General features: G+C 69.6%; 16 protein-coding genes, 1 tRNA gene and 1 pseudogene. 7 read left to right on the top strand and 11 right to left on the bottom strand.

Annotated features, from left to right (window positions below; genetic code table 11):
- Positions 1 to 677: 677 nt before the first annotated feature.
- On the top strand, positions 678 to 1,145 hold the full coding sequence (locus tag FCI23_RS39910; protein WP_136729039.1) for a hypothetical protein: 468 nt from the start codon (positions 678 to 680) through the stop codon (positions 1,143 to 1,145).
- Between the two features lie 207 nt (positions 1,146 to 1,352).
- On the opposite strand, the gene FCI23_RS39905 is transcribed toward FCI23_RS39910, so the two are convergent.
- Positions 1,353 to 1,634 carry a hypothetical protein gene (locus FCI23_RS39905; RefSeq protein WP_136729038.1) on the bottom strand — a complete coding sequence of 94 codons (282 nt, stop codon included), beginning with the start codon at positions 1,632 to 1,634 and terminating at the stop codon, positions 1,353 to 1,355.
- A gap of 488 nt (positions 1,635 to 2,122) precedes the next feature.
- On the opposite strand from FCI23_RS39905, the gene FCI23_RS39900 reads away from it, so the two are divergent.
- Both FCI23_RS39900 and FCI23_RS39895 read left to right on the top strand, forming a co-directional pair.
- The gene (locus FCI23_RS39900; RefSeq protein WP_322973963.1) at positions 2,123 to 6,172 is read left to right on the top strand and encodes a Pls/PosA family non-ribosomal peptide synthetase; all 4,050 of its coding nucleotides are present in this window, start codon (positions 2,123 to 2,125) and stop codon (positions 6,170 to 6,172) included.
- Positions 6,108 to 6,485 carry a tyrosine-type recombinase/integrase gene (locus FCI23_RS39895; RefSeq protein ID WP_136729037.1) on the top strand — a complete coding sequence of 126 codons (378 nt, stop codon included), beginning with the start codon at positions 6,108 to 6,110 and terminating at the stop codon, positions 6,483 to 6,485. Before FCI23_RS39900 ends, FCI23_RS39895 begins: the two co-directional genes overlap by 65 nt.
- 48 nt (positions 6,486 to 6,533) lie before the next feature.
- Here FCI23_RS39895 and FCI23_RS39890 read toward each other — a convergent pair.
- From FCI23_RS39890 to FCI23_RS39850, 9 genes and pseudogenes are all read right to left on the bottom strand, one after another.
- A tRNA-Arg gene (locus FCI23_RS39890) sits at positions 6,534 to 6,606 on the bottom strand.
- A gap of 212 nt (positions 6,607 to 6,818) precedes the next feature.
- Positions 6,819 to 8,246, bottom strand: coding sequence for a hypothetical protein (locus FCI23_RS39885; protein ID WP_136729036.1), 1,428 nt, complete (start codon positions 8,244 to 8,246; stop codon positions 6,819 to 6,821).
- Positions 8,239 to 8,649: a hypothetical protein gene (locus FCI23_RS39880; RefSeq protein WP_136729035.1), complete on the bottom strand. Its 411-nt coding sequence runs from the start codon at positions 8,647 to 8,649 to the stop codon at positions 8,239 to 8,241. The genes FCI23_RS39885 and FCI23_RS39880 overlap by 8 nt, the downstream gene beginning before the upstream one ends.
- Positions 8,650 to 8,665: 16 nt before the next feature.
- Positions 8,666 to 9,211 carry a site-specific integrase gene (locus FCI23_RS62635; RefSeq protein WP_169317151.1) on the bottom strand — a complete coding sequence of 182 codons (546 nt, stop codon included), beginning with the start codon at positions 9,209 to 9,211 and terminating at the stop codon, positions 8,666 to 8,668.
- 152 nt (positions 9,212 to 9,363) lie between these two features.
- Complete coding sequence (locus FCI23_RS39870) at positions 9,364 to 10,167, bottom strand: hypothetical protein (RefSeq protein ID WP_136729033.1); 804 nt, start codon at positions 10,165 to 10,167, stop codon at positions 9,364 to 9,366.
- A gap of 180 nt (positions 10,168 to 10,347) precedes the next feature.
- A complete protein-coding gene (locus tag FCI23_RS39865) occupies positions 10,348 to 10,815 on the bottom strand; it encodes an Lrp/AsnC family transcriptional regulator (protein WP_136729032.1) in 468 nt (155 codons plus the stop codon).
- A gap of 763 nt (positions 10,816 to 11,578) precedes the next feature.
- Complete coding sequence (locus tag FCI23_RS39860; RefSeq protein ID WP_136729031.1) at positions 11,579 to 11,758, bottom strand: hypothetical protein; 180 nt, start codon at positions 11,756 to 11,758, stop codon at positions 11,579 to 11,581.
- Positions 11,759 to 12,623: 865 nt separating this feature from the next.
- Positions 12,624 to 13,028: pseudogene (locus FCI23_RS60810) on the bottom strand (hypothetical protein); the annotation flags it as partial.
- Positions 13,029 to 13,318: 290 nt separating this feature from the next.
- On the bottom strand, positions 13,319 to 13,558 hold the full coding sequence (locus tag FCI23_RS39850) for a hypothetical protein (RefSeq protein ID WP_136729030.1): 240 nt from the start codon (positions 13,556 to 13,558) through the stop codon (positions 13,319 to 13,321).
- A gap of 133 nt (positions 13,559 to 13,691) precedes the next feature.
- Here FCI23_RS39850 and FCI23_RS39845 point away from each other — a divergent pair, with 133 nt between their 5' ends.
- Both FCI23_RS39845 and FCI23_RS39840 read left to right on the top strand, forming a co-directional pair.
- On the top strand, positions 13,692 to 14,522 hold the full coding sequence (locus tag FCI23_RS39845; protein WP_246144521.1) for an alpha/beta fold hydrolase: 831 nt from the start codon (positions 13,692 to 13,694) through the stop codon (positions 14,520 to 14,522).
- Between the two features lie 105 nt (positions 14,523 to 14,627).
- A complete protein-coding gene (locus FCI23_RS39840) occupies positions 14,628 to 15,557 on the top strand; it encodes a GNAT family N-acetyltransferase (protein ID WP_136729029.1) in 930 nt (309 codons plus the stop codon).
- An 87-nt stretch (positions 15,558 to 15,644) separates the two neighbouring features.
- On the opposite strand, the gene FCI23_RS58640 is transcribed toward FCI23_RS39840, so the two are convergent.
- A complete protein-coding gene (locus FCI23_RS58640) occupies positions 15,645 to 15,962 on the bottom strand; it encodes a hypothetical protein (protein ID WP_211265664.1) in 318 nt (105 codons plus the stop codon).
- A 161-nt stretch (positions 15,963 to 16,123) separates the two neighbouring features.
- Here FCI23_RS58640 and FCI23_RS39830 point away from each other — a divergent pair, with 161 nt between their 5' ends.
- Both FCI23_RS39830 and FCI23_RS39825 read left to right on the top strand, forming a co-directional pair.
- On the top strand, positions 16,124 to 16,534 hold the full coding sequence (locus FCI23_RS39830) for a hypothetical protein (protein ID WP_136729028.1): 411 nt from the start codon (positions 16,124 to 16,126) through the stop codon (positions 16,532 to 16,534).
- A 137-nt stretch (positions 16,535 to 16,671) separates the two neighbouring features.
- Positions 16,672 to 16,905: a hypothetical protein gene (locus tag FCI23_RS39825; protein ID WP_136729027.1), complete on the top strand. Its 234-nt coding sequence runs from the start codon at positions 16,672 to 16,674 to the stop codon at positions 16,903 to 16,905.
- The last annotated feature ends 274 nt before the right edge of the window (positions 16,906 to 17,179 follow it).

The following is a 17,179-nucleotide window of genomic DNA, read 5'->3' as shown; positions in this document are numbered from 1 at the left end:
GATCCCGGTGCAGATACGATGGCTCAAGGCCGTGCGGGCCCCTCTTGACGTCACAATCATGATCGTCTCGCACGGCCGTTTGCATGCTCAGACCGGGGTCTCAGCTACCGCGCACGACGTCGTAAGCGACCGTGCACGTCGGGTTCTCCCTCGTGCCCTCCGGGCCTATCCACGTGGGCGCGCCTCGGCGCTGGCGGCGAGGCGCGGGCCGCAGGTCCGGCACTGCTGAAGGAACACGGCTTCGTTGAGCGCCAGCAGCCTCCTGTACCGCTGGTACTACCGGGTCGCGTTCGACCCCGCGGTGCCGAGAGCGCCCGGGGGGATCGAATGCCGCAACTGGGGGAGGGCCAGTTGCCCTCGCGCTCGCGGTGGTCCCGGCGGAAGAACGCCCGCACACTCGGCGAGAACGTGACGCAGGCAATCTCGGGGGCCGCGCATGTCACCGTTGGGACGAGTGGCGCGCCGGGGCGGGTCAGATACGGAACCGCCGGGAGATCTCCCGCAGCGCTGTCGAGAACAAGTCGGTCTGCTCCGGCAGTGTGAACAATGCGGGCGTTACCCGTGCGCAGTCGCCTTTGCAGGGCGGCACGCACCGTGCGCCGCGCTGCGGCAGGGACCCATCACCCTTCTGCGTCGCACCGGGTGCTATCGGAATGGCAGTAGGTCAGGGTGGGCCTATGGTCGTTCCCGCTCCGCGTCTGCGGCGAGTCGCGCTCGTCGTCCTGTTGGACCGCTGTCGCAGGACGGCGTTGCTGGTGCAGTGGGCGGGCGCATGGGCGCCGTTGGCGGGCGGGGTCGGGTTCGGGTCCTCGTACGAGGTGGCGGCGGCGGCGGTGGCGCGGGTGAGGACGGGCTCCGCAGAGGTGCGTTACGGGGCGGTGGTCGGGCACGTGTGGGCCACCGGACCTGCATGGTCAGGTACGCGGGTTGAGCGCCGCCTGCTGCTGGCGGTCCCGGCTGGCCCTTTGGATGCGCAGGCCGTGCGGAATCTCGCCGAGGCCGGTCCGTTGCCCGCGCGGTGGTGGACGGCGGCCGAGCTGCGGGAGTCGGGGGTGCCGGTCCGCCCGCCGGAGCTGCCGGAGGTGGTGGACGGTTACTTGGACGGGCGGCTGCCGGACGGCCCGCTCACCTTGGACTGGCGATGAGACGCAGATGCCCCGGGGGCCCGCCGTGCCGTCGGCGGTCGGGCGGCGCGCGGGCGGGCTGCGACTTGCGTCCGCAGTTGGGTTTTTCCGCGCACCGCCACTGGCACCGATCTTGAGAGGGCGGACTCCGGCGTTGTCAGGGGTTGGCGACGAACTCCCAATCCAACAAAGTCCACTTGTCTGGATCAGGCCCGGCAACTTGTTGTGTCATCTGGAGAGTCTCGCTGTCGGCGCGTCGTAGAACACGTCGATGTCGGGCGCGGCGGTCATGGCGAGTTCGGCGATCTGCCGCTTGCCGATTCCGGCTGCGGGTGTTGACCCGTTCGTAGGCCCCGTCGAACGAGCCGCGGGAAGACTCCAGCGCGGCCAGGCGGCCAGCCCGTGGCTGTGCATCCCTGCCGGAAGGTTCAACACCGCGTCGGCCGGGTGCAGATCCGCGGCCCCTGTGGCGCGGTAGGCGATCAGGGTCACGGTCACCTTCCCGAACACCGTGGCCAGGGTGCGAGGCTGGCCACGCTCGATCCTCGTGTGCTCTTTCCCGGCGGCAGGCAGCCTCGCAAGAGGTGCGCCCTTCAAAGGATCGTCGACAAACGCCGCCGCTGGTGCCGGTCCTCCAACCCTGCATGTCCGCGTGCCTTCGGAACCAGCTTGAGCTGAGCTGCAGAGAAAGCCCAAACGGCCGCGACGACCTGCGAGGCGCGCTGTCCGGGCGCCGCCCGCAGGCGGTCCTGGAACAACTGCCGGGTCACCGCACAGGATGCGGGCCCCGAAGGCGTGTGTTCATATGGGGCCGTTGGGCCTGATAAGGGGCCGTTGGACCTGAGAGGGACTGTGGTGCCGCAGCGCCCGCGTGGCTGGGCGCCGTCGCGGTCGGTGGAGCGCCGCTTGTGGCTCCCTCCGCCCCGTGGGCCTCGCCTCATCCCCGCGCCCGCCGCATGTGTTCGTAGAGCGTCGCGCCCCCTCCGTAAGGAGTCTGGATGACCACGTCGCCTCAGCAACAGGGGTGGACCGACTGGAAATATCCGCGCCCCGGCCCGGATGGACGGCCTCCTCGACCTGCCAACGGGTACGGCAAGGAGGGTTCCCCGGAGCACTGGCGGAATGGGCCGGGCGCGGTCTGGGCCGCCGGGCCGGCGATGCCGCCGCGTACGCTGCTCGACATACTGGAGTGCTCCGTATGGGCGTACCCCGACGCACCCGCGCTCGACGCGGACGGTGTGGTCCTCAGCTATCGCGAGTTGTGGGACCGGGTCGGCCTGCTGGCACGTGACCTCGCTGTGCTCGGTGTCGGCGTGGGGGACCGGGTCGGAGTCCAGGTGCCGTCCGGAACCGTGGACCTCTACACCGCCGTGCTCACGGTGCTGCGCACGGGCGCATCGTATGTTCCGGTGGACGCGGAGGACCCGGACCGGCGTGCCGCGGCGGTCTGGGCGGACGCGGAGGTCTGCGCCGTCATCGGCGAGGGGGGGACCGTGCGTCCTGGGCCCGGCCGCGTGCCGTGCGGCAAGGCGGGTCTGCCACGGCCGGCCGACGAAGCCTGGGTCATTTTCACCTCCGGTACCTCAGGGCGTCCCAAGGGTGTGGCCGTGACCCACCGCTCAGCTGCCGCCTTTGTGGACGCGGAGGCACAGTTGTTCCTCCGGCACCGGCCGCTGGGACCGGGCGACCGGGTGCTGGCCGGGTTGTCCGTCGCCTTCGATGCCTCCTGCGAGGAGATGTGGCTCGCCTGGCGCCACGCCGCCTGTCTGGTTCCGGCGCCGTGCTCGCTGGTCAGGGCCGGTGCCGATCTGGGGCCGTGGCTGCTGGAGCGCGGTGTCACCGTGGTCTCCACTGTTCCGACCCTGGCCGCTCTGTGGCCGGCCGAGTGCCTCATGGGAGTGCGGCTGCTCGTCCTGGGCGGAGAGGCGTGCCCCGCCGAACTGGTCGACCGGCTCGCCGCTCCGCAGCGCGAGCTGTGGAACACCTACGGTCCTACTGAGACCACCGTGGTGGCCTGTGCCGCCCGGCTGGCCCCTGGCGAGCCCGTGCGTATCGGCGCACCGTTGGCGGGCTGCGAACTGGCCGTCGTGGGCCCGGACAACAGACCTGTGGCTTGGGGCGAGATCGGCGAGCTGGTGATTGGCGGGGTCGGGACGGCCCGTTACCTGGATCCTGCCAGGGACGCCGAGAAGTTCCAGCCGCACCCCTTTCTGCGTAGCCCCCGTGCCTATCGCAGCGGTGACCTGGTCCGTGCCGACCCGCTGGGACTGGTGTATATGGGCAGGGCGGACGAGCAGGTGAAGCTGGCCGGCCGCCGTGTGGAACTCGGCGAGATAGATGCCGCGATCCAGTCGCTGCCCGGGGTACGTGCCGCCGCGGCCGCTGTGCGCGCCACCCCGGCGGGTGGCCAGGTCCTGGTCGGGTATCTGGTCCTGCACGGGGACGGCTGCCAGTCCTTCGATACCGCCGCCGCCAGGGACCTGCTGCTCGCCCGGCTGCCCCAGCCGCTGGTGCCCCTGCTGGCTGTCGTCGACGGTCTTCCGACCCACACGTCCGGCAAGGTCGACCGTGACGCCCTGCCCTGGCCGCTGCTTGAGCGGCAGGCCGTCCCCGCAGGTACCGCCCCGGGGCCGACCGGCACCGTACGATGGCTGGCCGACCTCTGGGAGAGCCTGCTCGGGCTCCGCCCCGAGGAGGAGAGCGATTTCTTCACTCTTGGCGGTACCAGCCTGTCGGCCGCGCAACTGGTGTCGACACTGCGCGAACGCGTCCCCAGGGTTTCCGTCGCCGATGTCTACCAGTGTCCCCGGCTGCTGGACCTCGCCGCACGGCTGAATGAACTGGAGGGCGGCGGCGATCTCGGCCGCAAGGTCCTTCCCGCGCCCCGCCGGGCCGGTGCCGTGCAGCTCGTGGTGGTGACCGTGCTGTGCAGTGTGGTGGGGATACGGCTGCTGGTCGTACTGGCCGCGTTGGGCAATCTCGTCGGTCCGCTGCCCTGGGCCCCGCAGAGTTCATGGTGGCTGATCGCCGCGGGCTGGCTGGCTCTGTCCAGCGCCCCCGGCCGCGTTGTGGTCGGGGCGGCCGTCGGCCGATTGCTCACCGCCGGGTTCCGACCCGGTACGTACCCCCGTGGCGGATTGGTGCACCTGCGGCTGTGGGCGGCTGAACGCATGGGGACCGTACTCGGTACGGCCTCACTGCTCGGCACTCACTGGGCTGCCCGCTACGCCAAGGCGTTGGGCTGCTCGGTGGGCCGGAGCGTGGAGCTGCACGCCATGCCGCCGGTGACCGGAATGGCCCGTTTCGGATCCGGATGCGTTCTGGAGCCCGAGGCGGACGCGGCCGGTTGGTGGCTGGACGGCGATGTGCTCCATCTGGGCCGGGTCGAGGTGGGGTACGGCGCCCGGGTGGGCGCCCGCAGCATGCTGATGCCCGGTGCCAAGGTGGGCAGCGGAGCGGATGTCGCACCCGGCAGCTGTGTAGATGGCGAAGTGCCCGCGGATGAGCGGTGGTACGGCTCACCGGCACGGCGAATATCCGGTTCCCCGCGCGCGGGCCACGACTGGCCGCAGCCGGTCCGGGTACGTTCGAGGCGCTGGGAACTGGCCTACAGCGCGGCCCTGCTGGCCCTGGGGTTGCTGCCACTGGTGGCTTCCCTGCCGGCGCTGCTTGTCCTGAACCGTTTCGTGGGCGACGAACAGGACCTCGGCGCCGTGGCGCTCGACCTGCTGCCGCTGACCCCGCTGCTCGCCCTGCTGACGATGGGCTGCTATGCGACGCTGACCGTGCTGCTGGTACGGCTCGCGGGCCGAGCTCTGACTCCCGGGCACCACCCCACAGGCGGCAGGGTCGCCTGGTGCGCCTGGCTGGTCTCACGGCTCATGGGCATGGCCCGGACCTCGCTCTTCCCCTTCTACGCGGGCCTGCTGACGCCATTGTGGCTGCGTATGCTCGGGGCCAGGGTCGGGCGGCAGGCGGAGGTTTCCACCGTGCTGGGACTGCCGGCACTGATGCGGGTAGGCGACCAGGCGTTCCTCGCCGATGACACCCTGGTGGCGCCGTTCGAGCTGCGTGGCGGCTGGCTCCGGCTGGACTTTTCCTGCGTCGGGCGGCGTGCATTCGTCGGCAACTCCGGGATCGTGAGCCCGGGCCGGGAGCTTCCCCAAGACGCCCTGGTCGGGGTGCTCTCAGATGTTCCCGCGCACGCCGACCCCGGATCGTCCTGGCTGGGCAGACCAGGCTTCTCACTGCCCCGCGTACGGGAGCAGGGGGATCCAGGACGGACCTGGGCGCCGCCGCGGAGGCTGGTGCTCGCCCGGGCTGCCGTGGAGGCGTGCCGGCTTGTACCGGTCATGTGCACAGCCCTCATCGGCAGCCTCACCGCGATAACACTCCAGATGCTCGCCGTACGCTACGGGCTGCCGGCGGCCGCGGCCCTGGCGGGAGTGGTGCTGCTGTGCGCGGGCATACTCGCCTGCCTGGCCACCACCGCAGCGAAATGGCTTGTGATGGGGCGGTTCATGACGGGCCGCCACCCACTGTGGAGCTCCTTCGTCTGGCGCAACGAGCTCTACGACACCTTTGTCGAGGAGCTGGCCATGCCCTGGCTCGGCCGGCTCCTGCTCGGTACGCCGTTCCTCAACATGTGGCTGCGCTCGCTCGGCGCCCGGATCGGCCGCGGCGTGTGGTGCGAGACCCACTGGCTGCCCGAGACCGACCTGGTCCGGATCGAAGACGGCGCCTCGGTAAACCGCGGTTGCGTGGTGCAAACGCATCTCTTCCACGACCGGGTGTTGCAACTGGACCACATCCGACTCGACGCGGGAGCCACACTGGGGCCGCACTCCATCGCGCTGCCCGGTGCCTCGCTGGCGGCCGGCACAGTGGTAGGGCCGGCGTCCCTGGTGATGCGCGGGGAGCGAGTACCGGCCGGGACCCGGTGGCTGGGCAACCCGATCGCTCCCTGGCCCTGCCCGGCAGACCATGCCAAGACCTCGCCCTGTCGCTGCGCCGAGCCCCCGCTCGCAGCAACTACCGCGCCGAGATGACCACCCGCTTCGCCATCTGGCACCGCACGACTTGCGGCACGGTGCGGCGACGCTGGCCCATGCGGCAGGTGCGGATCTGGAGGACATCCAGGAGATGCTCGGTCACTCCTCGATCACCATCACCGCCGACACGTACACGAGCCTGCTGCCCGAGACCGACCTGGCCATCGCCGAGGCCGCAGCCCGCCTCGTACCGCGCGCGGGCAAGGCGGATGATGCGCCCGAGTCCGCTGAGACGGCCGATGAGGATGAGCCGTCCGCTCACACACCGCTCACGCAAACGGCCCCGGACGACGAGTCCGAGGCCGCGTAGTCGGCCGTAATACCGACGATACTGCTGGTCAGAGAGGGTCTGACATTGTGCCCCAGGCAGGATTCGAACCTGCGACACCGGCTTTAGGAGAGCCGTGCTCTATCCCCTGAGCTACTGAGGCGGGGCTTGCGCGAAACCTTGCACGGAAGTCGATGAACAGACCGTGCCCATGTCTCCCGCGGCCAAGCGGTGAGCGTCTGGATCAAGCGGCTGCGGTGTGCCGGTGCGAGGGGTCCGCGTGACACAGTGCAGCGCCCGTCCGTGCGCTCGATCCACAGGGTACCGGATCGGGGCTCGGGCGGGCGCTGCGTTGTGGTTGGACGGGGGATGGGGTCAGCCTGTGGGCTGGAGTACGGTGCCGGTCTGGTGCAGTGCGCGGCTGGTCGAGTTTTGTGCGAGGACGAAGCCGAGGGTGAGCAGTTGCTGGGCTTCGACTCCGTAGGAGATGAGCCGCCCGTTCCAGAGTGAGGCGTCGAGCTGTGCGTGGCCCGACTCAGCGTCGCTGCGGTAGGGGTAGACCAACTGGTGGTTGCGAGTGAATTCGGGAATCTGTTGTAGGTGCTCGGCGCGGTGGAAGCCGCGTTCCTCGTCGCTTTGACCGGGTGGTCGTTCGCTCGTGCGGCTCGTCGTCCCGACGGCTACCCGGTATTCATGTCGGCCGTGGCGGCAGGGAATGGTTAGAACGTGATACCAACGGAAGATGCGGGTTCCGCGCCGTTCGAGTTTCCTGACCGGCGCGGGGACAAGCTCTGTGGTTCCGTCGGCGAAATGGACCTTCTCCGCGATGCGCCCGTTGGCTGCCCACAACTCGTGGCTGCAGCGACCGCGACGCAGGGTCTCGTAGAACTGCGGGTCGTTTCCCTTGTGCTGCTTGTTGATGACCAGGCCGCCGAATCGGGCGATGGTGTCACGGTGGACGCCCCGCATGGCACCGTCGTAGAGCGTTCCCATGCACCCGGGGGCGGCGGACATGATGTCGATTACCCCGTCGACGGCTACGGCCGCTTCTCCGCCGGGGTGGAGGTGGGGCACGTACCGGGAGTCGAGGAAGACCCGGGTCATGTAGTCGGCGTCCTTTCTGGCGGAGAAGAAGACGTATTTCGGGCCGAATACCTGATTGCCACCGCCCTCGGTCTGTGTCACGGAGGCTGGGTCGATCCGGTGGCAGCGGATTTCGCCGGTCGCGAGATCCACGCTCTGGGCAGCTCGTGCCAGGGTCGGGGACTTGAGGACGGTCCCGTCGGCTGCGATGAGCTGGTGCCGTTGCGGGTTGCTCCAGGCGCGGGTCTCGTCCTCGGGGAAGATTCCCTGGTCGAGTGCCTGCTGGAGGGCGAGTGGGCGGTATGCCTCCCACAGCTCGTGGGAATGGTCGCGCAGCCGTCGCTGGGCGTGGAGCCACTGCGACCGGGTCGGGCCTGCTTCGGGGAGCCGGGCGGCCTCTGCGGGGCCGAGTGCTGCGCGTACCCCTGACTCCAGGATGGTCCACACCTCTGGGTCCTCGAGGTGCGCGGCGGTGCGGCGTGCGGAGGCCAGGACGCTGCGGGCTGTCAGGAAGAAGAGGAACGCCAGGTCCGGGTAGTCGCGGGGCCTGCCGATTCTGTCTGGCTTCGGAAGGGTTTCGGCCAGTTCGTACAGGTCGGGGTTGTGCGCGCAGTCGTGGAGGCGTTCCCAGAGGGTGCGGCGGTCCTTGTCGCTGAAGGTGCGCTTGCGGGGGATGCGCTGGGCCGGGGGGACGGCGTCTCCGAAGATGTCCTCAGGCATTGGCGTCCTGCCCCTCGGCTGCGGACCGGGTCCAGCTGTACCCGACGAGGTCGGCGGCCCGGTCCAGGGAACGTAGTCCGAGTCTGCGTGCGACGTCCTCGATCCTTCCGGTGTCATCGAAGATCTGCACTGCGGCATGAGCGGTTAGCGAGGAGGGTTTGACCTGCGGGTCCGCACCGAGCCCGATGCGGCGGATCAGGTCGGACAGGGCGACGCAGGCCCGGGCTTGGAGCTGCTCGTCGGGTGCCGGGGCCGAGGAGACGGCGAGCCGGGCCTCGGGGACGTCCTCGGGGTTGCGCTGCTGTTTTGCTACGAAGGCGGCCCTGGCCGACAGGATGCGCAGCGCCCACAGGTCCAGTGGACACCACCGGGCGTCGGTGCGGGTAGATCCGTGTATCCACACCGCTTCGGCGGTCCGGTCAAGGTCGCGGGATGCGGATGTGGCCGATCTCGCCGGTGTGGCCGCCCGACAGTGCCAGGGCCGCGGCCGCCGCGTGCCGGCTGGGCCGGGCCACGTATTCTGCGGCGTGGCGGAGGGCGACGGCTTCGTCCTCGTCCAGGGGCCTGATGGGGGTGCGGGTGCGTTCGGGCAGCAGGATGTCCCGGGTGGGGTCGGTGTCGGTGAGGCCGAGTTCGCGCAGCGTTCGGTAGAAGGAGCGCAGGACTGCGCGGCGCTGGTGCAGGGTGGCGGTGGCTGATGCGCCGATACGTCCGTGACGGGTGCGGCCGTGGGCGAAGACGAAATCCTCGGCGAGGTCGGCGGTGGTGTCGTCGAGGGCGAGCGCACCGCGCGACTGGGCGTAGTGCTGGTAGCGCCCGAGGAGTTGTCCGAAGGATCGGTTGGTCTGGGGGGATATCTGTCCACGGGAAGTCATGTCGGTCCAGAGGGAGACAGTCTGCTCGACGGCGTACGCCAGCGTCACGTCCGCTGACGCGGCGGCGGACGCGCTGGCGCTGTCGGGCACGGGTCGGTTGGGTCTGGGCGCACGCGGGCCAGGCATGAAGAAACCTCCACTGGTACAAGTTCACACCAGCTTCGGAAGGGCTCCCCCGAGGCGCAAATGCTCGCGCGCAAGAAGGTGAAAGAGGCAGGTCGCGGGGCCTGGCCGGAGGGCGGCTAGGTCCGCTGGCGGGAGAGCACCTCGTAGATCGTCGCCAGGGAGCGCGTGACTGCCCCGAAGTCGTCGGCAGACAGTGCCAGGAGCTGGTCCATGGTCAGCGGGGGGACCAGCCCGGGCGGTGGGGCGCCGGGCGTTGCCCGCGCCTCATCCTGCTCCTTCTGCTCCTTGCCGGGGGCGTCTCCGGCCTCATCCGGCGCCATGGGATCGCCGTGGAGAGCCTTTGCCAGGCGCAGGCTCTCGTCGTCACCACGCTCGACGTACTGGGCCAGCTCGAGCCAGTCCACGAGCTGCATCCATGGCGTGAGCCTGGCCGTCTTGAAAGGCCGCATGGCGTCGGCGAGGTCCTCCGCGCTGAGCGCGACTCCCGGCCGGATGGAGCGAATGAGAAGGTTATATGCCCAGGAGTCGCGCCAAACTTCCGCGAGGGCGGCTCTGGCCGCAGCGCGGTCTGCGGTCCAGGGTTGCGCGACGCGCACGCCCGACACGGTGGGCGTCCACCCGGCCGGGCTCGAGTCCAGCAGCCCTGCACCGGTCATAAACCGCAAGGTGGGGTGAATGTCCCGGCGCTCCAGGTCAGTCGCCTGGGCGATGTCGCGAGTTCTGACGGCTGAGCGGCCGGTCGCGCAAGTCGCGACGGCGGCGACCAGGACGTCCATCTGCCGGACTGCCTGGATGCCGACGGGCGGGAGAGCGTAGGGGATCGGCTTGCCCTCGCGGGCGCGTGTGGCACTTCCGCTTCGGGGGCGCTGTGCGCCTCGTGCCCGGGTGCGTCCGGCGGAAGCGGACGATTTGGTACTCAAGTCGTGAGTCCTGTCCTTTGACTGCCGCGCTGATCAGCGGCTGATCGGGGAAGAGCTCACGCAGAACCGACCGAATAGCCTAAGCTGTCGGCTGGTGCGTGAGCCCTCTGTTGGGGATGCGCCAACGGCCGCCGTGGGCTCGCAACTTGCGGCGGCCGATCTCTGTTCAGTGACTCTTCGTCAGCCCTGAAAAGCCTCCGATCCCACCTTGTTGATCGAGTACTTGGACTTGTCGTCTCGCTGGAGGATCCCCTGCTTGACGAGCTTGCTCAGCCTGGCCCGGACGCTGCCCGGAGACTGGCTCACACCGAGTGCCTCGACGCTCCGCGCGATCTCGGAAGGAGACAGCGCAACGCCCTTGTGCAGGGTCTGGAGGATGGCCTCCTCGATCGATGGGGCCTCTGAGCTCTCATGGCCGATCGATCCGTCGCCTGCCTCGTCCTTTTCGGAAGATTCAGCGCCCTCTCCGTAGACCAGTAGGGTGCGCACGACTACCTCCATGTGCGCCGCCCTTGCCTCGGCATCGGCGAGACGGGCGTCTGCCTCGTCGCGCTGGCGCCGTGCGACTCTGGCGCTCTCCCTGAAGGCCTCGAGCTGTTCGCGCATCTGCTGAAGGAAATGGTGCGCGGAGGCGTCGCTGTCTGTCATTGCCTCGCCTCCCAGTCCCTGTGATCTTGCGCGACAGCATAGACAACAACAACTCCGCTTGTCTGCATGACTGTTGAATGTGCATCCTTCGTCGGATGCGCAGCTGGTGCACCGCTCTGGCGCAGCATCCGCACATGCCATCTGAACAGTGGTGATGCACTCACACGCGCTTCGATGCACTCGGCACCGCAGAGGAGGCGCACTAGGGTGCGCCTTCGCCGCCTCCCCACCACGTGCGCAGGCGGACGCGACCGGCATCGAGGGGCCAGCGCGTGAATCAGGCGCCCACCATCGCACATCCGGAGGTCAGCATTCCCAGGGCACTGTGCGGCCGTCGTCCGCCAACCGGCAGCAAGCCCGCGCTCCCCCTCATCGACTCTGCCGGCGGTCTCAGTCACCGTTGAAGATCGCCCATACAACGTGCCCCCGAGTGTCCACGGCGCCCTCGTCGGCCAGGTCCGGTCTCGCTAAGCGCGGTCAGGATGGCCCACTCGTCGTTGTCGATCTTCTTCGACCAGGAGTCGCGCCGGTCTGATCGACCGCCGCTGCCTAGCGATGGCCCCTGCCTGCGTCAATGCCGGGCCCAGACCGGGGCCGCCGCTGGCTCATTCGCTCCTCGTCCGGACAGCATGCCGACGCGCGTGCAACACAGGGGGACGGGGCGCCGGACATCCAAGCGGTGGGACGCCGGCGAGCGCGGCCCTTTGCAGGAAGGCTGCCCGGTGGCCGCAGACCAAGATGCGGCCCTCTCAGGCCGCGGGAATCAGGCAATCGAGTGCGGGGCGGGCCGTACGTCCCCGGTCGCGGGGGTTACGTGGCAGGGCTGGCAGGGGCCGGCCGGACACGTCGGCCAGGAGCGGGCGAGCATGGTGTGGCGCGCGCTGCCGATGTTGAGCAGCCGCCGCAGTTGGTCGGTGGCCCCGGCTGAGGTCGAGCCCGTCACGCCGGCGGGCTAGGGCAAAGCCCGCTCCTGACGATCGAGGCGGCACCTTTGCTTGAGTAGATTGACGATCACTCAGCTCTTCCCCTGTCTGACTCAAGATAATGCGCCGTTGTACAGCAGCAGGGTGATGGTGAACACGTGAATAGATTTCATCGACGGGTCGTTCTCATCGCACTGTTGTCGAGTGACAACCAAGTCCTGCTGCAGTGGATCTGCAGCGGAACGTTTTGGCGTCCACTCCAGTTGGATGTTGATCCGGGAGCCTCACACGTGGAAGTTTTGTGGGAATTTCGACGGCAGAGCCCAATAGCGGGGACTGCGCGTATTGGACGAGTGGTCGGACGCGTAGCGAGCTATTCTGCTGCCACCGGCGAGGTTGCGCACACAGGATCGCACCTTTACATCCTCAAAATGCCCGGTCCGGCGTGTTCCGTGACCGAGTTCCCGCAGGTACGCTGGTGGCCGATCTCGCATGTCTCAGCAGCCTCGATCGTTGTTTATCCGCGCGAGCTGGGAACGTTTCTGGACGGGTACATCGGAGGCTGGATCCCCGATGGAACCATCACAATTGATACGTACTCAGGATAGCCATCTGGTTGTCGCAGGTCAGCCATAGGGTGCGGAGTAGATCGTCTGAGAGCGATACCCCGTCTCGTTCTTCTCCCTGCCGGACCTCGATCCGGTGTCCATTGACGCGGTGTCCTTCGGGGCCCGCAGCAAGCTCGCGGCGGGTCCGCGGGACGGTGCGCTGGCCGCGAGGCGCCTGGCGCCCGCCGCTACGGGGCTCTCGGTGGGGCGCCCGGCTCATAGCGCTGTTCCGGAGTCGCGGCCGCGAGCGGTGTCAGCACTGACGTGCTGCTTCCTGTCACCGCACGCGAAGCGCGGGTTCGCCGAATCCAGGACGTGGTTGTACGGGAACTCGGATGCCGTGTGCGGGGGTTCGGCGCGCAGGTTCGGCGTTGCCGTTACCGATCTGGCGAAGGGCGGCGCGGCACGGCCCCGAGGGCGAACAGGGCGGCGATCCCGGAGACGAAGGGCCAGCAGCCCGAACAGGCACGGGGTAGCCGCCCAGCGGTGTGGCCAGGGCGGCGCCGGCGAATGGGGCGAGTGCGGAGGCGGTGGTCGCGGGCGCCGCGAGGAGCCCGGACAGGCGGCCGTAGTGAGTGGTTCCCCACCGGCCGATGATCGCGGTGGCCTGCAGCAGGGTGAGGTTGCCGCGGACCATCCCGGCCGCGGCCGACAGAGCGACCAGCAGAGCGTACGGACCGTCTTGTACGCCGTGCTGCCCCACGCGGCGGTCGGCGGACCGGAGGACCAGGCCCTCCGGTCCGCCGACGCGCACCGTGGTGGCCAGGGCCGTGACCGCTGCCACGCCGGTCGGCAGCACGTCACGCCCGAGCAGTACGTTGAACAGTGTGCTCTTGTCGTGCTTGGCCCCGCTGGCAACGAGCACCCAGGGGTCCTGGCACAGCTGGCAGCGGTCGTCGGCATCGTCGCCGACACCGGTGGCATCCATGCGGTCCGGTACGAGCTGCAGGTGGGGGCGTGCGCTCGCGGTCATCAGGGTCTCCCTACCTCGTCGGCAGGGACTGTTGGCGGCGGGTGGTCGCGGTGGGCGGTGGGCGCCTCCAGCGTCTCCTGGATTCCACGGTACTGGCGGCGGGAAGCGGTCGATCGGTCGTGGTCCCTCTTGCCGCCTGTGCCGGCCGTGACCACGGCGGGAGTGAGGACCGGGGCGAGCATCCCGGCCGGGTATGGCGCCCAGAGCGGTGCGTCCATCCAGCTGAGGTGCTCGTCCACCACTCCTGTGTCCAAGCCGTCACCGAGTAGCGCAAAGCCTTTGGGGCGGGTAATCACTCGAGGGATGCACGTCCAGGGCAGCGCGTGTAATCATGAATTTACGCAGTATTAACGTGGGGGTCGTTTAGAGAAGGTGGACGCCACGAGCATTCTGTGGAGGCCGCAGCTGTGGGTGCCGTGGCTGACGACGGCGCGCGGCGCCGGCGTGGAGGCGGGATGGGCCGCGCGGCGCGTGGCCGGGATTTCGGTGGAGCTGGCCGGCTGGGGTCTGCGGCAGCTCACCGGGCGGCTCGGCCCGGCCGTCTCCTGGTTGCCGCCGGGTCCGGTCGAGGAGCCGGAGGCCGAATCGGGGATGCCGGTGCTGCTGGTGCGCGGACTGGCCGATCGAGCGTCGGTGTTCACGCTGCTGCGGCGCGGGCTGCGCGGCTGCGGCGCGGGCCCGGTCACCGCGGTGGGCTACAGCGTGCTCACCCCGGACATCCGCGTGGCGGCCCGGGCGCTGGGCGATGAGGTCGAGCGGCTGCGCGCCCGCAGCGGCGGGCAGCCCGTCTGCGTGATCGGGTACAGCCTGGGCGGGCTGATCGCCCGCTACTACGTGCAGCGGCTCGGCGGAGACGCGTATGTGCCGCTGGTGATCACGCTCGGGACGCCGCACGGCGGCACTGCGACGGCCCTGCTGGCCCCACCCCACCCGCTGCTGCGCCAGCTTCGGCCGGGAAGCGAACTGCTGGCCGAGCTCGTCGAGCCGGCCGCGGGCTGCCGAACCCGGTTCGTCGCCTTCTACAGCGACCTGGACGAGGCCGTCATCCCCGCCGGCAGGGCCCGCATCGACCACCCCGACCTTCAGGCCCGCAACGTGCTCGTCCACGGCGTCGGCCACCTGACGCTGCCCATCCACAAGCCGGTCAGCGACGAGATCCGCGCAGTGCTGACCGAAACCCAGGAGGTCACGCCCGCCGCATGACCCCACGTCCTGCAGATTGCCGCGGCGGGCCCCCGTTTGCGAACAAGCTGAACGCGGCACGCTGAAAGACATAAGTCCTGCAGCTGTCGGAAGAGGGCCAGCAGCATGAGAAAGGACAAAGGAACCTTTTCTCCCCGCCCCGCGAGCGGGTCGGCGGTGCGCCCGTATCACCCCAAGGACGAGCCGGTGGTGCGCGAGTTGATCAACGCCGACCGGCTGCCGGGTCAGCCATGCTGCACCCGGGACATGCTTGCTGACGCCGCGCGTGGGCCGTCCCGCCTCGCTGGTTGGGTGGCACCTGCCCAGCCGTGCATCAGTGTGCTGGCCGACGCCCAGGACCGGCCCCACGGCGTCATTGTGTTCTTGGCGTGGCCTGATGTACCGGTCGGCCTGATCTGCTGGCTGCACGCCCGAGAGGACCCGGCCGCCCTGCGTGCCCTGCTCCGTCATGCCCTGGCCGTGCTCGCCGGCTGCCCGCTGGTCGAGGCGTTCGTCGGTGCCCCGCCGGACACCCTGGGCCCGGGCGGGTTGTCCCGCACCTGCCGCGCCGCCACCCACGACGCGCTCTTGGAGACCGGCTTCACCGGTCGCCGCCAGGGCTGCTACCTGCACCGCCCGCTGCCCGTCGAGGCACTGCCCGCCAAGCTGGTCGCCGACGTCTTCCCCTGCGAATTCCCTCCCGGCTACCGGCTGATCATCCGTGAGGCGGACGAGCCGGTCGCCGAGACCCTGGTCAGCGTCGGGCCCGGCCACACCGCGACCGTGTGGTGGATCGAGACCCTGACTGCGCGGCGCCGTCGCGGCCTGGCCCAGCAGTTGCTCAGCCAGGCCCTGGCCCTGCTGGCCGAGCAGGGCGCCACCGAGGTCGCCCTCGTCGTCGAAGACCTCCCGGAGACGGTCCCCGACAGCCAGGCCGCCCCGCAGCTCTTCGACTCCTTCGGCTTCGCCTTCATCGACCAGCTGTGGACCTACGAACAGCGGCGCCCCCACCCCGCTCGGACTGCCTGCAGCGCCCGGGCATCCCGCCGGCCCTGAACGCCAGCGGAAGGCAGGCGCCGCCCCGCCACCCGGATCGCTCCCGGCACCCGGCTTGGGCCAGGCAAGAAATGGGGCGGCCGGGGTTCAAGCGGGCGCCCGCAAGCGGAGCCAGGGACGCCTGGCCCTGGGGCTATGAGCTGCCGGCGGTCTCGCTGGATCGGGGCGGGTCAGGTGGGGCCTCGCTGGGCGGCCGCGATGACGGTGGCGGCGCTCGTAGGCCAGCGCCCACTGGGCGAGGCCGCGTTCGGCGTCGCGGACCGCCACGGACCAGGGCCCGGGCCCCAGCAGGTCCCCGTTGCGTTCTACGACCCATCTGCGTGGCAGCACGACGAAGCCCTTGGCATCGTCGCTGCGTTTGACGATCTCTACGGTGAGCGCGAGTCTGTCCTTTGCCCAGGTCACGAGCTTCCCGGCGTATCTGCCGTCGGTCCGGACCCAGCTGATGCGGTGGTGGATCTGCCGCAGCTGGGGCCGCCCGAGACGGCCGCCGAAGTGGCGGATGCCGGGGCGTACCGCTCGCTCCTCGACGCACTGAGCCCCGCGCGGCCGGCGACACCCATGTGATGACCGCCCGCTGCGCCAGGTCCATCGGCGACGTCGACAAGAGCCGTCCCGGCTTGTTCCTGTTCAACTACTTCGTCGCGGAGGACCCCGAGGTGGCTCTCGAGCGGTGGGAGCACCTGGCGGGCTGGTACGCGCCGGAGACCGGCCTGGACAATTCCACCGTGCTCCAGCCGACCGGCGAGGCCGACTACGCCTTCGTCAACCACGCCCGCTGGGAAGCACCCGCGGGATCTCGGTCCGGACCACCTTGTCCAGGACGGAGCGCAAATGCCGTCTTGAGGCGCCCCGAAGTTTCCGGACAGGGATCCAAGCAGGGTTCGAGACATGTGAACGGTGCCTGGCGATTTTCCACGGGCCGCGCTCCCATGGCCAGCCGCCGTGAACACGGCCGGCAGTTCGCAGCCGGTTGAGTGATTGCGGTGAGCCACTTGGGGGCGGAGCCCTTCGCGCCGCCGAAGAGCGGGGCCTAGTTTCCCGCATTCTTGCGGCGGGGTGTCGGGCAGTGAACGGGCTTCCCGCCCATCGGTGTAGCGAGGTGTGATTGTTTATGGCCGTGTGCGAGGTTTGCAGCAACGACTACGAGCTGACGTTCGAGGTGCGCACCGCCGGAGGGGTGCACACCTTCGACAGTCTTGAGTGCGCGGCCCAACGGCTGGCGCCGATCTGCGAAAACTGTCAGTGCCGCATTCTGGGCCATGGTCTGCAAGCGGACGGGCAGATCTTCTGCTGCGCCCACTGCGCGCGCGTGAAGGGCCACGCGAGCCTGGTCGATCACGCCTGAGGGCATGAACCGAGCACAGGTGGCTGCTCCGGCAGCGTCTGCGGGCACCGTCCTCGGCTTACGCGCGGCCGAGATCGTCCGACTCGCCGGACGAGACGGCCAAAGCGCCGCGTGCTCCGGGCCCGCCTTGGTCCTCCAGTGCTTCACAGGCCGGGATTCGGCGGCCGCCGCGCGGATCTCGTGGCAACCCGGAAAGCGACCTTGGAAGCGACCCAGGGAGCAAGGTGCCGGCCCGGGTCCCGCCTGGCGGGACCTGGCGCTCGCGAACCCACCA

The organism is Actinacidiphila oryziradicis (assembly GCF_005047355.1).
GTDB classification, from domain to species: domain Bacteria; phylum Actinomycetota; class Actinomycetes; order Streptomycetales; family Streptomycetaceae; genus Actinacidiphila; species Actinacidiphila oryziradicis.
Note: the sequence above shows the minus strand (reverse complement) of the source record. Positions and strands in the feature narration are given on the sequence as shown.